This window comes from Stappia stellulata DSM 5886, from assembly GCF_000423705.1.
In the GTDB taxonomy this organism is placed as follows: Bacteria; Pseudomonadota; Alphaproteobacteria; order Rhizobiales; family Stappiaceae; genus Stappia; species Stappia stellulata.
The window spans coordinates 972894-992494 of the sequence record NZ_KE384082.1; the positions used below are offsets into that span (position 1 = coordinate 972894).

Below are 19601 nucleotides of genomic sequence, written 5' to 3' on the forward strand. Positions count from 1 at the left end.
GATCAAGCCTTTCTCTCTTTTTGGAGAATTGCCGTTGAGTGACGCGGATCGGGGCGCAAGGGAAGGCTACGGCGCGGTCATTGCGCCAGTATGTGCCAATTGCAACGAATTGTTTCAGATCGGCCTGCCCCCGCGCCCGTGTTTTTCTTCGACAGCCCGGCGACTTCGCGTAAAGTCACTTCATGTCCAGCGGCGATCTTTTCCGCGACCGCCTCGACCTGCTTCAGGCGGCGCTTGACCACATCAACCAGGGTTTTTCCGTTTTCGACGGCGATCTCAGGCTCGTTGCCTGGAACCGCCAGCTCTTCGAGATGCTGGACTTTCCCTTTCGGCTGGCCAGGCGCGGCACCCACCTGGCGGCCTTTCTCGAGGTCAACGCCGCGCGCGGTGAATATGGCGAGGGCGATGTCGCGGAACTGGTCGCGCGACGGGTGGAGCGCGCCCGCCTGTTCGAACCGCATAATTTCGAACGCATCCGCCCTGACGGACAGGTGGTTCTGGTCACCGGCGCGCCGCTGCCCGAGGGCGGTTTCGTCACCACCTATACCGACATCACCCGCGAGCGCGAGCAACAGGCCTCGCTGGAACGCACGGTGGAGGAGCGCACGCGCCAGCTGCGCCAGAGCGAGGACTGGCTGCGCCTTGTCACCGACAATGTGCCCGCCCTCGTCGCCTATCTCGGTCCCGGTCCGATCTTCCGCTTCGCCAACCGCCGCTACGCCAAATGGTTCGACCAGACGGTGGAATCCACGATCGGAAGACGGGCGGAAGACGTGATCGGACCGGATCTCTACCGGGAAATCGCCCCGCATATCGAAAAGGCCTTTCGCGGACATGCGGTCTCCTACGAGTATTCGCGCGCGCGCCCCGACGGCCGGCTTGTGCATATGCGCTCCACGCTCATTCCCGACCGCACCCTCGACGGGCGCACGCTCGGCTGTTTCGTGCTGTCGCTCGACGCCACCGACCAGAAGCGCAGCGAGACCGCGCTCGCCCACGCCCAGCGCATGGAGGCCGTCGGCCAGCTCACCGGCGGCCTTGCCCATGACTTCAACAACCTGTTGACGATCATCATCGGCAATGTGCTGGCGCTGCGCCGCCGGGCGGATGCGCCGGCCATGCCGGATCTTGCCGGCCACCTCGACCCGATCCTCCACGCCGCGCAGCGCGGCGCCGATCTCACCCGCCGGCTTCTCGCCTTCGCGCGCGGCGATGCGCCGAACACCCGGCGCGTGCGTCTGTCGGGCGTCATCGCCAACATCGAGGGGCTGGTGGCGGGTTCGCTGCCCTCCGCGATTTCATGGACGACCGCCATCGGCGACGACAATCTGGTCGCGGAAGTCGACCCGGCGGAACTGGAAAACGCGCTGGTCAACCTCGTGCTGAACGCGCGCGATGCCATGCCGGAGGGCGGACGCGTGTCGCTGTCGCTCACCAGGCTGCAACTGAGCGACACCGAAGCCGACCGGCTCGGGGTGGAGCCCGGCGCCTACGCGCAGATCCTCATAGGCGACACCGGCACGGGCATGAGCGAGGACGTGCGCCGGCAGGCATTCGACCCCTTTTTCTCCACCAAGCCCTTCGGCACCGGGAGCGGGCTCGGCCTGCCGACGGTCTACGGTTTCGCGCGTCGCGCCGGCGGCAACGCGGCGATCGAATCACAACCGGGGCGCGGCACCGACATCCGCATTCTTCTTCCCGCGCTTTCGGGTGCTGAGGTCGGCGACGACCGCGCGGACGGGTCGCAGGCCACGGGCGGAAGCGGCGAACTGATCCTCCTGGTCGACGACGACGAGGCCGTTGCCAACGTCGTTCGCGACCAGCTTTGCGCGCTCGGCTACACGGTCCTGGTGACGACGGAGGCCCGCGATGCCATCGACCTGGTGCGTGACGTTGCCGATATCCGCGCGGTCGTCAGCGACATCGTCATGCCCGGGCAGATCAACGGCCTTGCCCTCGTCGAGGAGTTGCGCCGGATACGACCCGGCCTCCCGCTGGCGCTGATGACCGGTTACCGCGAAGGCCACACGGCCAAGGCGCCGCGCCCCGCTTGTCCCGTCCTGCCCAAACCCTTTACAAGCAGTCTTCTGGCGAAAACGATGAGCGAGATTCTTGCTCCATGACCACTTCCGGACCCCACCACGACGCGGGCGCCCTTGAAGGCGCGGACATGCAGATCTTCGTCGTGGAGGATGACGCCGACATCCGCTCGCTCCTGTGCGACACGCTCGCCACCTACGGGTTTCGCGCCACGGGCTTCATGACCGCCGATGCAGCGCTCCAGCAGCTCGCCCGGCAGATGCCCGCCGCCGTGATTCTCGATCTCGGCCTGCCCGACATGGACGGCATGGAAGCGATCAACCGCATCCGCGCGCGCGGCTCCGTCCCCATTCTGGTGCTGTCGGCGCGCGCCCATGCCTCCGACCGGATCATGGGTCTGGAGTTCGGCGCCGACGACTATGTGGTGAAGCCCTTCGACCCGCGCGAAATCGTGGCCCGGATCCGCTCGCTGCTGCGCCGCGCCAACCCGCCGGACGCGCAAGCCGGGGCGGACGAAAAGACCGCCCGCTTCGCCGGCTGGCGTTTCGAGCCGGGGTCGCACCGGCTGGTCGCGCCGGATGGGGAGGAGAGCTTTCTCTCCACCGGCGAGGCCACCTTGCTGACGGCGTTGCTGAAGGCTCCGAAACGGGTGCTGACCCGCGACCACCTGCTGGAGCACGGCGGGCGCGACGACACGCTCGACCGGGCGATCGACGTGCGCATCTCGCGCATTCGCAAGAAGCTCACCCGCCGCGACGAACCGACCCTGATCCGCACCGTCTACGGATCCGGCTACATGCTCACGGCCCAGGTCGACTGGAGCTGACGCGGGCCGCCCGGCCCGCCCCTTGCGCTGCTATTCCGCGGCGAGCTTCGCCGCCTCCGGATTGCGATAGGCTGCGAGCAGGTCCGGCACCTTCGCCTCCGCCCGCTTCGCGGATGTCTCCCGCACCGGCCCGAAACCCTTGATCCCTTCCGGATAGGCCAGAAGCGCCAGCGCCTGATCGGCGTTGGCCCGCGAGAGCGTTCCCGCGACCTCCTCGAGGACGGCGACATAGTCGTCGCGCAGGCGCCGCTCCATGCGCCGCTCCGCTGTGCGGCCAAAGAAATCCAGCGCCCCGCCGCGCAGGCCTTTCAGCCGCGCCAGCATGCGGAACGCCGGCATCATCCAGGGCCCGAAGCGCCGTTTGGCCGGCCGTCCGGTTCGCGGGTCGGTGCGGCTCAGCATCGGCGGTGCAAGGTGGAACTCCAGCCGTTCGTGGCTTTCGAAGGTCTCCGCGATCTGCTCCGCGAATGCGCCCGAGGTGAACAGCCGCGCGACCTCGTATTCGTCCTTGATCGCCATCAGCCGGAAGAGCTCGCGCGCCGCCGTTCGGGCGACGTCCTCGCCGCGCGCGCCGACACCGGCCGCACGCTGGCGCAGCGCCGAAATGCGCGTGCGATAGGCCTCCGCATAGGCGGCATCCTGATAGTCGGTGAGGAAGGCGACGCGGCGCTCCACCATCTCGTCGAGCGTTTCCGACAGGCGACGATGCGCCAGCGCCTCGGGGCGGCTGCGAACCATGCGCTCGACGGCCTGCGGATCGACGGCCGCGACCCGTCCCCAGGCGAAGGCGGAGAGGTTCATCTCCACCGACACCTTGTTGAGGCGGATCGCCTCCTCGATCGCATCGCGCGTGAGCGGCAGCGCGCCGAGCTGCCAGCCGTAGCCGAGCAGGAACATGTTGGCGGCAATCGCATCGCCGAAGATCTCGGTGGCAACGGCGGTCGCATCGATGAAGCGGCTGGCCTCGCGCCCGGCCGCCTCCTCGATCGCCGACACCAGACGGCGGCCCGGCAGGCTGAAATCGGGATCGCGGGCGAAATCGCCGGGCAGCGTCTCATGCGTGTTGATGACCGCCGTGGTGCGCCCCTGTTTCATCGCGGTCAGCACCTTGGCGGATCCGGCCACCACGATATCGCAGCCAAGCACCAGATCGGCGCTTCCCGGTCCGACGCGGATTGCGGAGATATCCTCCGGTCGCGGCGCGAGCTTCAGATGACTGGTGACGGCCCCGCCCTTTTGCGCAAGGCCGGCCATGTCGATAATGCCGCAGCCGAGCCCGTCAAGATGGGCGGCCATGCCGAGCACCGCGCCGATGGTCACGACGCCGGTGCCGCCAACGCCGGTGATCAGCACCGAATGCGTCTGCGTCAGCGGTGAAATCGTCGGCTCCTCAACGTCCGGCGCCGGCGGCGGAGATACCGCCCGGCCCTTGAGCACGCCGCCCTTGACGCTGACGAAGGAGGGGCAGAAGCCCTTCACACAGGAATAATCCTTGTTGCAGGACGACTGGTCGATGGCGCGCTTGCGGCCCCATTCCGTCTCCACCGGCTGGATGGCGACGCAGTTCGACTGGATGCCGCAATCGCCGCACCCCTCGCAGACCAGTTCGTTGATCACGATCCGCTCGTCGGGATCGGGGAAGAGGCCGCGCTTGCGCCGGCGACGCTTTTCCGCCGCACAGGTCTGGTCGTAGATCAGGACCGTGAGGCCCTCGATGCCGGCGAGTTCCCGCTCCACCTGGACCAGGTCGTCGCGGTGATCGATGCTGGTGTTGGCCGGCCAGTCGGTTGCTGGCGGGTATTTCTCCGGCTCGTCGGTGACAATGGCGACGCGGCGCGCGCCTTCGGCGGCCACCTGACGCGCGATTTCAGGGACGGTCAGCCCGCCGTCGTGGGCCTGGCCGCCGGTCATGGCGACCGCGTCGTTGTAAAGGATCTTGTAGGTGATGTTGACGCCGGCGGCATGGGCGCCGCGGATCGCCAGCGCGCCGGAGTGATTGTAGGTGCCGTCGCCGAGGTTCTGGAACACATGACCGGTGCGCGAAAACGGCGCTTCGCCGATCCAGTTCGCGCCCTCACCGCCCATCTGGGTGTAGCCCTCGGTGTTGCGGTCCATCCACTGCACCATGTAGTGGCAGCCGATGCCGGCATAGGCGCGGCTTCCTTCCGGGATCACGGTGGAGGAATTATGCGGACAGCCGGCGCAGAAATAGGGGCTGCGAACCGCGACATCGCCGGTGCGGGCGAGCCGCTCGCGGCGGCCTTGCAGATCCGCAATCGCCGCGCCGAGCGCCTCGGTCGGGCGACGCTCCTGCAGCCTGCGGCCGATTTCCAGCGCGATATGCATCGGCTCCAGCGCCGCCGGCGCCGGGAAGAGCACGCGCCCCTCCTCGTCCTCTTTGCCGATGATCGCCGGGGCCTCGCGGACGCCATAGAGGATTTCCTTGGCCTGCCCCTCGATCAGCCCGCGCTTTTCCTCCACGAAGACCAGCAGTTCCATGCCCTTTGAAAAGTCGCGCAGGCGCGCGGCATCAAGCGGCCAGGGACAGCCGATCTTCAGGAACGCGAGCCCGTGATCGGCGGCGGCAACCTCGTCGAGGCCGAGCATGTCGAACGCTTCCAGCACGTCGAGATAGCTCTTGCCGGTCGACACGATGCCGATCCGGGGCCGGCGCCCGCCCGACAGAACAACCCGGTCGAGCGGATTGGCGGCAATGAAGGCGCGCGCCGCCGGGAGCTTGAGGTTATGCAACCGCGCTTCCTGGGTCAGCGCATGTTCGGCCGGGCGGATGTGCGGACCGCCCTCGGGAAACGCGAAATCGGGAAGAACCGGCATGACCCGGTCGAGCCGGCCGTCGATGGAGGCGGTCGATTCGACATTGTCCTTGACGAGCTTCAGTCCCGTCCAGAGGCCGGAAAAGCGCGACAGCGCCCAGCCGTAGAGGCCGAAGTCGAGGATCTCCTGCGCCCCGGCGGGGTTGAGGATCGGCATCATCGCGTCGACCAGCGCGAACTCGGACTGATGCGCGGTTGTCGAGCTTTCGCAGGTGTGGTCGTCGCCCATCAGCGCCAGCACGCCGCCATGCGGCGAGGTGCCGGCGAGATTGGCGTGGCGGAAGGCGTCGCCGGAGCGGTCGACGCCCGGCCCCTTGCCGTACCAGATGCCGAAGACGCCGTCGTATTTGCCCTCGCCGCGCATCTGCGCCTGCTGGGTGCCCCACAGCGCGGTCGCCGCGAGATCCTCGTTGATCGCCGGGCGAAACACGACATCCGCCGGGGTCAGGAGCTTCGAGGCGCGCTGAAACTGCTGGTCGAGCGCGCCCAGCGGCGAGCCGCGGTATCCGGTGACATATCCGGCCGTGTTGAGGCCGGCTTGCCGGTCGCGCTCCTTCTGCATCAACACCAGGCGAATGAGCGCCTGCGTGCCGGAAATGAAGATCCGCTCCTTGCTGAGGTCGAACTTGTCGTCGAGCGAAACCCGATTGCGCGTCATGTGATGTGCGATCCCCTCGCCTGTATTCGCCCTGTCGGAAAGGGCGGGCACACGGTCGCCCGAAACGGCGCAGTCGCGCCGGGGCATGCATTTGCCAACCAGTAAACAGCCTTGCCCCCACCGGGATCAAGCACTGCGCGGCAAGCCGCGCCCTCGCGTGTCGACCGGGTCGAAATCGCCACGCATGCATTCCGCAACGGCAGGCACGGCACCTACAAGGCGGAACCGGGGCCTGCCACAGACGTCTCCCCGGCGCGTCGCGCCGGGCGCATTCCCATGCGCCCGGTCAATGAGCCGGACCGAACCTAGAAGCTCAGCGAGACGTCGCGGTGATCGGAGTTGCAAGCAGCCACATAAAGCGCCTGCTCGCGCGGCAGTCTTGGCTGACCGCGCAGTCCGATGGTGTCCTTGATCGCGTCGTTGTAGGCCCTGAGTTCGGGCAGCAGCTCGTCCCGCGCCCGAAGGCGCCAGGCGACGTCGGCCTCGAAGCGCTGCAAGGCTTCGCCAAGCGCGGCGCGCGCCTCTTCCCGGTCGGGCTCGCGTGAGCGCATCGCCTTGCGCGCATCGTTCACCGCGGAGCGCACGTCGCGAGCCCCTTCGATGTCGCTGTAGATGCCACGCACGTCGGTGACACGATCCACGAAGGCTTCCGGCTCCATCGTTTCAAGCTCCCCGGCAAGCCCGCGCAGATCGTCCTCGGTTGCCGCGAGCCGGTCCACGTCGGCGATCACCGTCATGAGTTCGCCAAGCGGCTCATAGGCGTCGTCGACGGCGCGGCGATAGTCGCGACGCGTCTGGTTCTCCAGTGTCTGGATCTTGGCGAAGGTGGTGTGCGTCTTTTCCCACACGGGCGGGATCTGCGCCACCAGCGCCTCGCGGTCCGCCGTGAGATCCTCGATCTCGGCCGCGGCCCGCTCGCCACGCGCGGCAGAGTAGATCTGCCCCTCGCCCGAGCGGCGCACGATCACCTCAAGATCGGAAACCCGCTCGTCGATGCGGCGAATGTCACGTTCAAGGGCGCGCACCGCCACATGCAGCGGGCGATAATCGACCGCCGCGACCGCAACGGCGGCTTCCGCCTCGACGATCTGCGACATCAGCGTCAGGCTCTCCTCGGCCTTGTCAAAGCTCTCCACGAGGTCCTCGCGCAGGTCTTCCGGCACATAGGACAGATCGAGCGCCCGCGCCGTCTGGATCGCGGCGCGAATGTCGCCACTGTCCTCCGCGAAGCGCTCCTGAACGTAATTTTCCATGCAGTACTGCAAACGCGGATTGAGTGGCGGCGGCGCGGTCTCCGACAAGAGCGAGGAGCGGTTCGGGAGGTAGTTCACCAGCGCCGGATAGAAGCCGACGATGCCCAGCGCCAGAAGTTGCAGCGCAATGAAGGCGATCACGCCCTTGTACATCGCCGTCGTCTTCACCGTCGCCGGCGCCACCCCGCGCAGATAAAACAGCGCGAAACCGAAGGGCGGCGTGAGGAAGGACGTCTGGATGTTCAGCCCGATCATCACGCCGAGCCAGACGGCCGTTACATTGGCGGACGGGTCGGCCAGCAGGATCGGCGCGACGATCGGCACGACCACGACGGCAATCTCGATGAAATCGAGGAAAAAGCCGAGGACGAAAATCACCAGCATGACAATCAGGAACTGCATCCAGAAGCCGCCGGGCAACCCCTGCAGGAACTCCTTGACCAGTTCCTCGCCGCCGAAGGCGCGAAACGCCGAGGTCAGCATCGCCGCCCCCAGGAGAATGATGAACACCAGCGAGGAGGTCTTCGCGGTCTCGACCATCACCCCCTTCAGCGTGTCCTGGATCTTCAGCGTGCGCCAGCCGCTCCAGAAGATGGCGATGAGCAGCAGCGACACCGCGATCAGCGCCACGATGAGGCCGAGCATATCCGCGCTGGTGTCGATCCGCTTGATGTTGATCTCGTGGAAGCTGACGACGACGGCGATCGCCAGAAGCGCCAGAACGGCCAGGATGGCGGGCGTGTACTGGCCCTTCTCGCCGTCGCTCAGGCGGTAGCCGGCCATGATCATGGCGCCGATTGCGCCGATGGCGCCCGCCTGGTTGACGGTCGCCACGCCGGCGATGATAGAGCCGAGCACCAGAAAGATCAGGGCAAGCGGCGGAAACAGGGTCAGCACGACCTTGCCGAAGAAGGCCCGGTCGAACTTGCCGCCGTAGTGGACGGCCGGTGCCGATTTCGGGTTCAGGATGGCGAACCCCATGATGAACAGCATGTAGAGGCCGACGAGCACGAGCCCGGGCAGGAAGGCGCCGAGGAACATTTCGCCGGCGCTGGTCGAGGTCACGGCGAAATCGGACGGCATCGACAATTCGCCGGTGCTTTCCTTGAAGAGCGACTGGCGGATCGTTCCGGCCTGATCGACGGCGCTGGCCAGCTGGTCGGCCAGGATGATGAGAACGATGGACGGCGGGATGATCTGCCCCAGCGTACCGGAGGCGGCGATCGTGCCGGTGGCAAGCGAGGGCGAATAATTGTTGCGCAGCATGGCGGGGAGCGAAATCAGGCCCATCGCCACGACCGTCGCCCCGACGATCCCGGTGGTCGCGGCCAGGAGCGCGCCCACGAAGACGACGGAAATGCCGAGGCCGCCCGGGATCGGGCCGAAGAGCTGCGCCATGGTAACCAGAAGATCCTCGGCGATCTTCGAGCGCTGCAGCATGATCCCCATGAAAACGAACAACGGAATTGCGATCAGCGTGTCGCGTTCCGCCTCCCAGTAGACGCCGCGAAAGTTCGTCACGCCGGCGCTGAGCCATTGCGACGGCCCGCCGTGCGAGAAGAAGGCGTCCGTTTCGCCGGCGAAGAGATAGCCGCTCAACGCGGCGATGCCGATCGTCAGGATCGCAGACCCGGGCAGCGCAAAGGCAACCGGAAACCCGGATCCGAGTGCGCTGGCCATCAGGACAACCAGCAGAGCGAGAAAAAAGAGTTCCATCGTCCGAGACCCGTCGGCATGAGGCAACGGAAAGATGTCGCATGCGACACCGCCCGCACCGGCTAGAAGGTTTCAGGAACGGCCTGTTGGCCGTCCCTCGAGTGCAGAGTTCAATGCGCGGCCGCGCCGGACTTTTCGCGTTCGCCCGGATCCTCGCGAATGTCGGCGGCCGCTTCCAGCAGATAGGCGGTGAAGATGATGAGCATCGACACGGCGAAAACGCCCAGGAACCCAGCCATCAGGTATTTGACGTAAAGGCCGAAGCCGGCCTGCGTCGTCTCGTAGGACAGGATCGGCGCGTTGATGATGTTCTGCTTGCCGCCCATCCCGATGATCAGGATCGTCCAGCACAGGCTCATGCCGAGAAAGATCGAGCCGAAGGCGTTCACGAAGCCCTTGGTGCGCGACTTGAAGGCGGCGTAGAAGACATCGACGCGCACGTGACCCTCGTCCCACATCGTGTAGGCGCTGGCGAAGAGGAACAGCGCCGCGTACCAGAAGCGCACGAGATCGGCCATGAACGCCTGTTCGTAGGAAAAGATGAACCGCCCGATCACGATCAGCAGTTCGGCGGCCACCACCAGAAGGGCAAGCCACGTGAAGCCGAGCGTTCGGGTGAAGGCCGCGATGACCACCGACAGCGCAATCAGGGGCATGTGCAGATAGGGACCGCGGAACTGCGACCGCCCGAGGTCGCTGGCGAGCGCTTCGCCGACGAGGCCGTCGAGCATGCCCTCGACCCGCAGAAAGGAGATCGCGGCATCGACGCATCCCACGATGAGAACGGCGAAAAAGGCGGCCCGGATGAAGAAACTGTTGATCGCGACCATCTTGCGGCTGTCGCTGCGCAGCGCCACCCCCGGGAAGCGCAGCACATATCCGCTCGCCACCGCGATGGCCGCCGCGTAGAGCAGCAGTTGCGCCCACGACAGGGCCAGCCCGCCGGCGCCGTTCGCCACACCTCCGAAGATCGGCGCGACGCCGGGCAGGTCGTGCCAATATGTCAGGTAGTTGTTGAGAATGAACGCCGTCATCATGGCCAGCATGGTCCATCCGAACCAGCGAACGATCAGCGCGCTCCGATCGGACCCTCGCGCCGGGCGGGAAGACCCGTCGGCGATGTCCGAAGTCCCTGCGAAGGACGACATGTCGGATTAGCCTCTTGCAATGAGGAACATGGGGGTGCGGAAACGGGACGGAGCGCTCGGCCCCGTCCCGCAAGTCACACCGGCACGTCGATCGATCAGATCGAGATGCCCAGCACGCGGTTGCGCTGAACCGTGTAGCCCGTGTCGGCAAGCAGCATCCAGCGGCCGATTTCCGAGCGCGCCTTCAGGAAGCTGTCATGCGTCCGCGCCGCGAGATCGCTGTGCTCGCGGGTTTCCTCGAACACTTCCTCGGCCGCTTCGCCGAAGGCGTCGTAGACTTCGTCGTTGAAGCGCTTCAGCTCGACGCCGTGCTCGTTGATCAGCCGGTCGAGATAGACACCGTTGTTGGCGTTGCTCTCGGCCATCTGGAGCGCGTTTTCTTCCATGCAGGCGGCCTCGATGATCGCCTGGTCGGTCGCCGACAGCCCGTCGAACCATGCCTTGTTCATGCCAAGCGCGAGCTGGGAGCCCGGCTCGTGCATGCCCGGATGGTAGTAGTACTTCGCGGCTTCGTAGAACTTCATGAAGTAGTCGTTCCACGGGCCGACCCACTCGGTGGCATCGACGGCGCCGGACACGAGGTTCTCGTAGATCTGGCCGCCCGGCAGGGACACCGGAGAGGCACCCAGCTTCGCCATGACGTCGCCGCCGAGGCCCGGGATGCGCATCTTCAGACCCTTGAGGTCGTCCGCGGTTTCGATTTCCTTGTTGAACCAGCCACCCATCTGCACGCCGGTGTTGCCAGCAGCGAAGTTCTTGAGGCCGAAATCGCCAGCGAGCTCGTCCCAGAGCTCCTGCCCGCCGCCGTATTTGATCCAGGCGTCGATCTCCGCATAGGTCAGGCCGAACGGCACGGAGGTGAAATAGGCCCAGGCCGGGTGCTTGCCCTTCCAGTAGTAGTCGGCGCCGATATAGGCCTGCGCGTTGCCGGATGCGACTTCGTCGAAGGAATCGAACGCACCGACGCGTTCGCCCGCAGCAAAGTACTGGACGTTGATCCGGCCTTCGGTCAGATTCCCGATACGTGCGGCGAGCCGCTGCGCACTGGTGCCCAGACCCGGAAAGTCCCGCGGCCATGTCGACACGATGACCATGTCGGTGGTGGACTGCGCAATGGCCGGGGCGGCAAGCGTGGTGGCCGCAGCAGCGGCACCGGCGCCGAGTCCGGCGTTTTTAAGGAATGAACGGCGATCCATACTTCTCCTCCCACAGAGAAAGAACAAAACCCTGTCGGCAACGCATTCCGCTGCGCGACCTTGAAAGTGCCTTCTTTGGTTATCGGCACCGTGTCTATGATATAAAGCCCATGTCGATGCCCGAGACAAGTGCATCCATTTGCAAGTGGGGAATTTTTTTTACCACTCGCATGTTCCATCCAGCCCCCGTCTACCGGTCCCGCAATCCCTTTGGAGCCTCAATGAGAAAGCCTGTCGTCCTTGTCAGCACCGACATGAAATCGCTCGACGGTTTCGAGTGGAATGCTGCCATTTCCGCCTATTCCGACGCCCTCGCGCACGGGTCCGACGCCATGCCGGTGCTGCTTCCCTCGCTCGGGCCGGCGCTCGATTTCGAGAGCATTCTGGACCGTGTGGACGGCGTTCTGCTCACCGGATCGCGGTCGAATGTCCACCCCTCACTCTACGGCGCCGAGACAAGCGATGCGAACGGCCCCTACGACACCCGCCGCGACGCGACGACGCTGCCGCTGATCCGCTGCGCCGTGGAACGCCGAATTCCGATCTTCGGGATCTGCCGCGGCTTGCAGGAGATCAATGTCGCGCTTGGCGGGACGCTCGTCGGCGAAGTGCAGGAGCTGGAGGGCCGGCGTGACCACCGCGCCCCCGAGGCCGACGACCAGGACGCCCGCTTCGCGCTCGCCCATCATGTCGAGATCGCCCCCGGCGGCCGGCTGGCCAAAGTGCTCGGCGATGCCCGCATCGAGGTCAACTCGCTGCACCGCCAGGCCGTCGGCCGGCTCGCGCCCGGCCTGAGCGTCGAGGCGACGGCGGAAGACGGCACCGTGGAGGCCGTGTCCTTCGATGCCGTGCCGGGCTTTGCCTTCGCCACCCAGTGGCATCCCGAATACTGGGTCGGCAGCGATGCCGCGTCCGCGCGCCTGTTCGCCGCCTTCGGCGAAGCGCTGCGCGCCCGCATGGAACGATGCAACGCGGCAGACGCCGCCGAATAGGTTTTCGCTGCCGAACGAGACAGGATTTCGCCCGATGGCTCACGAACACACACACGATCATGGCGATCACGATCACGGCTCCCATCTCGACGAGACCGATGCGCGGGTACGCGCCCTGGAATCCGTGCTCGTGGAAAAGGGCTATGTCGACCCGGCCGCCCTCGATGTTCTGATCGAAACCTATGAAACGAAGGTCGGCCCGCACAACGGAGCCAGGGTCGTCGCCCGGGCCTGGAGCGATCCGGCGTATCGCGACTGGCTGCGCGAGGATGCGACCGCCGCCATCCATTCGCTCGGTTACATCGGCCGTCAGGGCGAGCATATGGTCGCGGTCGAAAACACGCCCGAACAGCACAACATGGTGGTCTGCACCCTGTGCTCCTGCTATCCGTGGCCGGTTCTGGGATTGCCGCCGGTCTGGTACAAGTCCGCGCCCTATCGCGCCAAGGCCGTGCGCGATCCGCGCGGCGTGCTTGCCGATTTCGGCGTCACACTGCCGGACGAGACCCGCATCCGGGTCTGGGATTCCACGGCTGAAATCCGCTATCTTGTCGTCCCCATGCGTCCCGCCGGCACCGAGGGCTGGAGCGAGGCGGCGCTCGCCCGCCTCGTCACCCGCGACAGCATGATCGGCACCGGCCTTGCCCTGTCGCCGGCGGCCGAGGAAAGAGCCGCGTCATGAACGGCGCCCAGGATCTCGGTGGCATGATGGGCTTCGGTCCCGTCGTGCCCGAACCGGTGAAGCCGCTGTTTCACGCGGCCTGGGAACCGCGCGCCTTCGCGCTGACGCTGGCCATGGGCGCCACCGGCGAATGGACCATCGACATGGCCCGCTTTGCCCGTGAAAGCCTGCCGCCGCCGGTTTATCTGACCTCCAGTTACTATCAGATCTGGCTCGCCGGACTGGAACGCCTGCTGGCGGAGCGCGACCTGGTCTCGCCCGATGAGATCGCGGCCGGAAAAAGCCTTGTCGACAGCCGCCCGGTCAAGCGCGTTCTCGCAGCCGACGCGGTCGCGGACACGCTTGCGCGCGGCGGACCGAGCGAACGCGAAGCGGTCGCGCCCGCGCGCTTCAACGTGGGCGACCGGGTGCGCGCGAAAACCATGAACCCCACCGGTCACACCCGCATTCCGCGCTATTGCCGGGGCCATGTCGGCACGATCGAGGCGGTCCATGGCGTGCATGTCTTTCCCGATACCAATGCGGCCGGGACCGGCGAGAACCCCGACTGGCTTTACGGCGTTGCCTTCGAGGGCCGCGAGATCTGGGGCGAGGAGGCCGCGGCGGACGTCAGCCTGCGCATCGACCTGTGGGAGCCCTATCTTGACCCTGCCTGAGACCCCGCCCGCCGACGCACCGCCCCATCCGCCGCAAGACCTCTTCGCCGACCTGCCGCGCGCGCAGGACGAGCCGGTGTTCCGCGCGCCCTGGGAAGCGCGGGCCTTCGCGCTCGCGGTGTCGCTGCACGCGCAGGGGCTTTTCACCTGGAGCGAATGGGCCGAGACGTTATCGGCCACCATTCGCGCGGCGCAAGCCGCTGGCGATCCGGACTGCGGCGACAGCTACTACCGCCACTGGCTGGCGGCACTGGAACGGCTGGTCACCGAGCGCAACGTCACGACACACGCACGCCTGGCGGCCCGCCGCGACGCCTGGGAGCGCGCGGCGGCCGCAACCCCGCATGGCGAGCCGATCGAGCTCGGCCGCGACGGGAAGCCGGTTTCCCCGGCCTGACGTCACGCCTTCTCGCCCGCGCAAGGGACGGCACTTTCCCCGGACCTGCCCTGGCCACGGGCGGCATTGCGTCCATGCCCGCCCTGGTTGGTGGTCGCGGCACGGTGCCCGCGTCATAAGACCGTCTGGAAAACCGAAGCGCGAGGAACTACAACCCAACGCAACTTCCGGTTTTTCTCCCGTGACCGCTTGAGACCACCTGGATGACGCGCATGCCTGTCGACGACCGCCCGATGCTTGGAATGCTCCTGATGACGGGCTTTTGCGTGCTTGCGCCGCTTGGCGATTCCATTGCCAAGATCCTGGGCGACACCATCCCGCTGGCGCAGCTGCTGTTCGTGCGCTTCGCCATGCAGGCCATGATCCTGGTGCCTCTCGCGGTGGCCAGCCGCATCGACCTGCGCCTGCCCCCGAGGGTGCTGCGGCTGACGCTCCTGCGCACCCTGCTGCACATCGTCGGCATCGGCGCGATGTTCGCCTCGCTGCGCTATCTGCCGCTGGCCGATGCCATCGCCATTGCCTTCGTGATGCCGTTCCTCATGCTGCTGCTTGGAAAATTCGTGCTCGGCGAACAGGTCGGGCCCTACCGGCTCGGCGCCTGCCTGGTCGGCTTCATCGGCACGTTGCTGGTGATACGCCCGAATTACGCGGAGGTCGGCGCCCCGGCGCTTCTGCCGCTTATCGTGGCCGTCGCCTTCGCGCTGTTCATGCTGGTCACGCGCCAGGTCGCCAAGGCAGCCGACCCGATCGCGCTTCAAGGTGTCAGCGGCGTGATCGCGACCGTCCTGATCGGCGCGATGATGCTGCTCGCGCCGGAAACCAGCGGCGCCGCCTTTCCGCTCGAGATGCCGTCGCCGCGCGACACCGCGCTTTTGGCGGCCATCGGCGTGCTCGGCACGGTGGCGCATCTGTTGATGACATGGTCGCTGCGGCTGGCGCCCTCGGCGACGCTGGCGCCGATGCAATATCTGGAAATTCCCTTCGCGACGCTGATCGGCTGGATGATCTTCCGCGATCTCCCGGACGCCATGGCCTCGGCCGGCATCGCGCTGACGGTCGCTGCGGGGCTCTATGTCATCCACCGCGAGCAGCTTGCCGCGCGGCGCGCGACCCGGGAAGCCTGAGGTTCAGGCCCCGCCCCAGCCGGCCGCCGCAACGAAGAGCGTCGCCCCGAGCAGGAAGACGAGCAGCGCGCCCGCGCCTTCGGCGATCCTGTGAACCGCGACCGCGCCGCCCGCGCCGGTGAGCTTCAACGCCACATCCTTTGCCGTGACCGCCAGTGTCGCCAGCACGGAGACCGTCAGGCCCGTGCCGATCGCCATGGCGAAAGTGGCTGCAACGCCGGCCAGGGCCAGCCCCTGCGAGATCGCGAAGACCAGCACGACGAGCGCACCCGTGCAGGGCCTGAGGCCAACGGCGAGGATCACCGACCAGGCCCGCGCCAGCGATACAGGCTCGTTCAGCATCTCCGGCGGCGGGGCATGCACATGGCCGCAGCTTGAACACGCCTCTGTGTGGTGCGTGTCATGCGCGTGGCCATGATCATGGTCGTGAGCGTGAGCGTGGGTATGGCCATCGTGAGCATGACCGCAACCGCCCGCCGCCACGGCCTGGGCGCCAAGCGCGGCCGGCCGGCGGACCGGCAGAAGCGGACGCAGGATCTTCTGCCAGACCAGATAGACACCGAGCAGCATCACCGCGAGATAGGATCCAAGCTCGAACCAGCGTGTCGTCTCGGTGATGGCGATGGAGGTCATGCGCAGGATCATGGTGGCGACGCCGATCAGCACGACCGCCGTCACCGCCTGCGCCAGCGCGGACGCGAAGGAGAGCACGATGCCGCGCTTCAGCGTCTCGCCATTGGCCAGCACATAGGAGGAGATCACCGCCTTCCCGTGACCGGGACCGGCGGCATGGAACACGCCATAGCCGAAGGACAGGCCCATCAGCCACCAGACGGCCGTGCCATCCGCCTTGATCTCCTTGATCGCGGCCGTGAGCGCGGAATAGAAGGCCGTCTGCTGCGCCGCGACCCAGGCGAAGACCCCAGACAGCGGACCGCCCGGCGTCATGGTCTGTTCCGGCAGGCCGACACCGAAGGGCGAGGGCGCGGCAAGGGCGCCCGTCGACAGGACGGCCAGGATTACAAGGGCGGCGAAAATGGCGACGGGCCCTGCGACTGCGCAGCGGCGGGAGACGGTTTCAACCACGTTTCAGTCTCCTAAGAACACCCGATGGTCGCGGAATTCGACAGGGTTTCCGTGACTTCCAGAAGGTCCGACGAAAGCTGGCGCTCGGTTGCCGGGATCTGGGCAAGGGTCGTCGCCGTCTGCGCATCGAGCTCCGGCGGCGGCGTGAAGCTCAGCGTGCAGCTGTCCGGCGCATCGACCAGCGCGAAGGGATGCTCCCTGGCCATTTCGAAGGCGACGAAATAGCTCGGATCGAACACATCGAGCGTCAGCGACGACGCATCCGTGATCACCGCCTCCTTCAGCGGCAGCGTGTAGAACAGCGTGAGTCGGCCGCCGTAGAAATCGAGCCAGTATTCCTGCGGTTCGGCGAAGGCAACTTCGGCCCCGCCCTGATAGAGGAAGGTGAAGAAGTCGAACTCGGCAAGCGATTCGACGTTGATCTGCGCCAGCGGCTGAAGCTCCTCGCGGGTGAGCGCACCGTCGCCGTCGGCATCCAGTCCCTGAATGGCGAAGGCGGTGAACGCCTCGTCGAACCGCCAGACATGCCGCACGGCCTTGACCCGACCGTCGGCATCGAACACCACCTCGGCGCGTGCCTCGACGAAGACATGCGGATGCGCCTGCGCCGCTGTTGCGACCAGCCCCATGGCCAACGCCACAATCGCCGCACGTATCCCCATCGTCCTGTCTCCTTCCAGCCAGCCGGATTGACCCGCGCCGCTCATATTGGCGCGCTTCGCGGCAACAGCAAGGCGTTCTCCGGATGACGCTGCACCGCAACAAAAATCAGGGAAGAATTATCCCCGCTTCGATCAATTTCTGCGAATTTTTGAACAATCAAGCCAATTATTGCGCGAAAAAAGAGCGATATTGCACTCAAATTCACTCATATTTTTCATAATGACAGCGCGGCCCGTCTTTTCCCGCACGAGCGGGGAAGTCCGCCCGCACCTTGCGCCCGAATCGCTTCGACCACCGGGCTGTACCGTGGAGACACTCATGAACGCCCCGATGACACGCCGCGATGCCACGGCGGACACGCCCGCCGTCTTCGACCATCCGGAATTCGCAAACCACGAGCAGGTCGTGCAAGGCCATGATACAGCAACCGGCCTGAAGACCATCATCGCGGTTCACGACACGCGCCTGGGTCCGGCCCTCGGCGGCTGTCGGATGTGGTCCTATGCCACAAGCGGCGAGGCGCTCACCGACGCGCTGCGCCTGTCGCGCGGCATGACCTACAAGAACGCGCTCGCCGGTCTCGACCTCGGCGGCGGCAAGTCGGTGATCATCGCCGACCCGCGCAACGAAAAGACACCGGAGCTGCTGCGCGCCTTCGGTCGGCAGGTGGAGCGCCTCTCGGGCACCTATCTCACCGCCGAGGACGTCGGGATCTCGGCGGACGACATGGAGATCGTGGCAGAGGAAACCGCGCATGTGCGCGGCACAAGCGCCACCGGCCTCGGCGATCCCTCGCCCTATACCGCGCTTGGCATCTTCGTCGGCATCAAGGCGGCCCTGCGCCACAGGTTCGGCAGCGACGACCTTTCGGGCCGCACCGTTTGCGTCCAGGGTCTCGGCCATGTCGGATATTCCGTCGCCGAACTGCTGCACCAGGCCGGCGCGCGGCTCATCGTCGCCGACATTCACGCGCCCTCCGCCGAGCGGGCGGTCAAGGCCTTCGGCGCGACCGCCGTTCCCGCCGACGCCGCGCACGCGCAGGAAGCCGACGTCTTCGCCCCCTGCGCGCTCGGCGCGGTGCTGAACGATGGTAGCATCCCGGAGCTCGGCGCGCATATCGTGGCGGGCGCGGCCAACAACCAGCTTGCGGAACCGCGCCACGGCGACGCCTTGCGCGAGCGCGATATCCTCTACGCACCCGACTATGCGATCAACGCCGGCGGCGCGATTTCCATTGCGCTCGCCCGTCCGGGCGGCGACGACCGGGCCGTGCGCGACAAGGTGCTCAAGATCGCACAGACGCTGACGCATATCTTCCAGCGCGCGGACACGCTCGGCCGGTCCACCCAGACCGTCGCAGACCAGATCGCGGAAGAACGTCTCGCCGGCGCCTGAGAACGGTCCGAGGACGGTTCAGCAGATTTCCCCGCGCCGGCGCTTTTCGGCAAACCAGTTCGACAGGAAGTCGACGAAGGCGCGCACCTTCCCCGACAGGTGCCGGCGGTGGGGATAGACCACGTGAATCGCCTGCCCGTCGGGCTGAAAATCCGCCAGCACCTCGACCAGCCGCCCCTCCACGATGTCGCGGTGGACAAAGAGATGCGGCGTGCGCAGGAAACCGAGGCCCTCGCACGCGGCCACCCGCGCCGCCTGCGCGCTGTTGACCTCGACACGCCCCTTCACCGCCACGCCGAGCTTTGATCCGTCGACCTCGAACTGCCAGTTGTTGCGGAACCGGTAGTTGTTGTCGATGATGCAGGGCAGGCCCGCCAGATCCTGCGGATGGCGGGGCGTTCCGAAGCGCTCGATGGCGGCCGGCGAAGCACACACGGTGGCGCGAAATGGCGCCAGCTTCCGCGCGATCAGGCTTGAATCGGTGAGTTCCGTTACCCGGATCGCGGCGTCGAAGCCTTCCTCGACCAGATCGACGAAACGGTCCTCCAGCCTGAGGTCGACGCAGATGTCCGGCTCGGCCACCAGAAAGGCCATGATCGCCGGATTGATGAAATCGTCGCCCATGGAGCGTGGCGCGGAAACCCTGAGCGTGCCGCGCGCGGCCTGATGGGTATTTTGCACCGACGCCTTGAGGTCGTCGATCCGGGTCAGGATCTCGGTCGCCTCCTTGTAGAAGGCATGACCGACCTCGGTCATGGAAATCTGCCGGGTGGTGCGGTTGAGGAGCCTGGCACCCAGTTCGTCCTCAAGCTCGCCGACATATTTGGAGACCAGCGCCTTGGAGCGCCCGAGCGCACGCGCGGCGGCGGAAAACCCGCCTTCGTCCACGACCTTCAAAAAGCACCGCATCCGGCTCAACGTGTCCATCTCGATCC

At 66.5% G+C, this 19601-nt stretch carries 15 protein-coding genes; 8 read left to right on the top strand and 7 right to left on the bottom strand.

Features of this window, described 5'->3' with window-relative positions:
- Nucleotides 1-182 precede the first annotated feature (182 nt).
- Together G572_RS0116820 and G572_RS0116825 are read left to right on the top strand one after the other, a co-directional pair.
- A complete protein-coding gene (locus tag G572_RS0116820) occupies nt 183-2123 on the top strand; it encodes a PAS-domain containing protein (RefSeq protein WP_029059479.1) in 1941 nt (646 codons plus the stop codon).
- Nucleotides 2120-2866 carry a response regulator transcription factor gene (locus tag G572_RS0116825; protein ID WP_051242561.1) on the top strand — a complete coding sequence of 249 codons (747 nt, stop codon included), beginning with the start codon at nt 2120-2122 and terminating at the stop codon, nt 2864-2866. The genes G572_RS0116820 and G572_RS0116825 overlap by 4 nt, the downstream gene beginning before the upstream one ends.
- Before the next feature lie 30 nt (nt 2867-2896).
- Here G572_RS0116825 and G572_RS0116830 read toward each other — a convergent pair whose 3' ends face one another.
- From G572_RS0116830 to G572_RS0116845, 4 genes are all read right to left on the bottom strand, one after another.
- Nucleotides 2897-6358 (bottom strand): indolepyruvate ferredoxin oxidoreductase family protein, encoded by a 3462-nt coding sequence (locus tag G572_RS0116830; protein WP_029059481.1) that lies wholly within the window; start codon nt 6356-6358, stop codon nt 2897-2899.
- Between the two features lie 305 nt (nt 6359-6663).
- Nucleotides 6664-9327, bottom strand: a complete 2664-nt coding sequence (locus G572_RS0116835) for a TRAP transporter large permease (protein ID WP_029059482.1) — start codon at nt 9325-9327, stop codon at nt 6664-6666.
- A 110-nt stretch (nt 9328-9437) separates the two neighbouring features.
- The gene (locus tag G572_RS0116840) at nt 9438-10475 is read right to left on the bottom strand and encodes a TRAP transporter small permease subunit (RefSeq protein WP_037546999.1); all 1038 of its coding nucleotides are present in this window, start codon (nt 10473-10475) and stop codon (nt 9438-9440) included.
- 95 nt (nt 10476-10570) lie between these two features.
- Nucleotides 10571-11671 (bottom strand): TRAP transporter substrate-binding protein, encoded by a 1101-nt coding sequence (locus G572_RS0116845; protein WP_029059484.1) that lies wholly within the window; start codon nt 11669-11671, stop codon nt 10571-10573.
- 221 nt (nt 11672-11892) lie between these two features.
- On the opposite strand from G572_RS0116845, the gene G572_RS0116850 reads away from it, so the two are divergent.
- The 5 genes from G572_RS0116850 (at nt 11893) to G572_RS0116870 (ending at nt 15522) form a co-directional block, all read left to right on the top strand.
- Entirely contained in the window at nt 11893-12663 is a 771-nt protein-coding gene (locus G572_RS0116850; RefSeq protein WP_029059485.1) for a gamma-glutamyl-gamma-aminobutyrate hydrolase family protein, read from the top strand.
- Nucleotides 12664-12697: 34 nt separating this feature from the next.
- The gene (nthA, locus tag G572_RS0116855; RefSeq protein ID WP_029059486.1) at nt 12698-13345 is read left to right on the top strand and encodes a nitrile hydratase subunit alpha; all 648 of its coding nucleotides are present in this window, start codon (nt 12698-12700) and stop codon (nt 13343-13345) included.
- A complete protein-coding gene (nthB, locus tag G572_RS0116860; RefSeq protein WP_029059487.1) occupies nt 13342-14001 on the top strand; it encodes a nitrile hydratase subunit beta in 660 nt (219 codons plus the stop codon). Before nthA ends, nthB begins: the two co-directional genes overlap by 4 nt.
- 52 nt (nt 14002-14053) lie before the next feature.
- Nucleotides 14054-14398, top strand: a complete 345-nt coding sequence (locus G572_RS24390; RefSeq protein WP_051242651.1) for a nitrile hydratase accessory protein — start codon at nt 14054-14056, stop codon at nt 14396-14398.
- Between the two features lie 212 nt (nt 14399-14610).
- The gene (locus tag G572_RS0116870) at nt 14611-15522 is read left to right on the top strand and encodes a DMT family transporter (protein ID WP_037547320.1); all 912 of its coding nucleotides are present in this window, start codon (nt 14611-14613) and stop codon (nt 15520-15522) included.
- Nucleotides 15523-15525: 3 nt separating this feature from the next.
- Here G572_RS0116870 and G572_RS0116875 read toward each other — a convergent pair whose 3' ends face one another.
- Complete coding sequence (locus G572_RS0116875) at nt 15526-16608, bottom strand: nickel/cobalt transporter (protein ID WP_029059489.1); 1083 nt, start codon at nt 16606-16608, stop codon at nt 15526-15528.
- A gap of 11 nt (nt 16609-16619) precedes the next feature.
- Nucleotides 16620-17270 (bottom strand): DUF1007 family protein, encoded by a 651-nt coding sequence (locus G572_RS24395; protein ID WP_169391331.1) that lies wholly within the window; start codon nt 17268-17270, stop codon nt 16620-16622.
- Between the two features lie 319 nt (nt 17271-17589).
- Between G572_RS24395 and G572_RS0116885 the strand changes: the two genes are divergently transcribed.
- Entirely contained in the window at nt 17590-18666 is a 1077-nt protein-coding gene (locus G572_RS0116885; protein ID WP_037547004.1) for a Glu/Leu/Phe/Val family dehydrogenase, read from the top strand.
- Between the two features lie 18 nt (nt 18667-18684).
- On the opposite strand, the gene G572_RS0116890 is transcribed toward G572_RS0116885, so the two are convergent.
- The gene (locus tag G572_RS0116890; RefSeq protein ID WP_029059491.1) at nt 18685-19593 is read right to left on the bottom strand and encodes a LysR family transcriptional regulator; all 909 of its coding nucleotides are present in this window, start codon (nt 19591-19593) and stop codon (nt 18685-18687) included.
- Nucleotides 19594-19601: the final 8 nt, after the last annotated feature.

What these genes read in the sequence shown, in the direction of transcription:
- G572_RS0116820 (WP_029059479.1), top strand. Translation starts at nt 183, where the DNA reads ATGTCCAGCGGCGATCTTTTCCGCGACCGCCTCGACCTGCTTCAGGCG.
- G572_RS0116825 (WP_051242561.1), top strand. Translation starts at nt 2,120, where the DNA reads ATGACCACTTCCGGACCCCACCACGACGCGGGCGCCCTTGAAGGCGCG.
- G572_RS0116830 (WP_029059481.1), bottom strand. Translation starts at nt 6,358, where the DNA reads ATGACGCGCAATCGGGTTTCGCTCGACGACAAGTTCGACCTCAGCAAG.
- G572_RS0116835 (WP_029059482.1), bottom strand. Translation starts at nt 9,327, where the DNA reads ATGGAACTCTTTTTTCTCGCTCTGCTGGTTGTCCTGATGGCCAGCGCA.
- G572_RS0116840 (WP_037546999.1), bottom strand. Translation starts at nt 10,475, where the DNA reads ATGTCGTCCTTCGCAGGGACTTCGGACATCGCCGACGGGTCTTCCCGC.
- G572_RS0116845 (WP_029059484.1), bottom strand. Translation starts at nt 11,671, where the DNA reads ATGGATCGCCGTTCATTCCTTAAAAACGCCGGACTCGGCGCCGGTGCC.
- G572_RS0116850 (WP_029059485.1), top strand. Translation starts at nt 11,893, where the DNA reads ATGAGAAAGCCTGTCGTCCTTGTCAGCACCGACATGAAATCGCTCGAC.
- nthA (WP_029059486.1), top strand. Translation starts at nt 12,698, where the DNA reads ATGGCTCACGAACACACACACGATCATGGCGATCACGATCACGGCTCC.
- nthB (WP_029059487.1), top strand. Translation starts at nt 13,342, where the DNA reads ATGAACGGCGCCCAGGATCTCGGTGGCATGATGGGCTTCGGTCCCGTC.
- G572_RS0116870 (WP_037547320.1), top strand. Translation starts at nt 14,611, where the DNA reads ATGCCTGTCGACGACCGCCCGATGCTTGGAATGCTCCTGATGACGGGC.
- G572_RS24395 (WP_169391331.1), bottom strand. Translation starts at nt 17,270, where the DNA reads ATGGGGATACGTGCGGCGATTGTGGCGTTGGCCATGGGGCTGGTCGCA.
- G572_RS0116885 (WP_037547004.1), top strand. Translation starts at nt 17,590, where the DNA reads ATGAACGCCCCGATGACACGCCGCGATGCCACGGCGGACACGCCCGCC.
- G572_RS0116890 (WP_029059491.1), bottom strand. Translation starts at nt 19,593, where the DNA reads ATGGACACGTTGAGCCGGATGCGGTGCTTTTTGAAGGTCGTGGACGAA.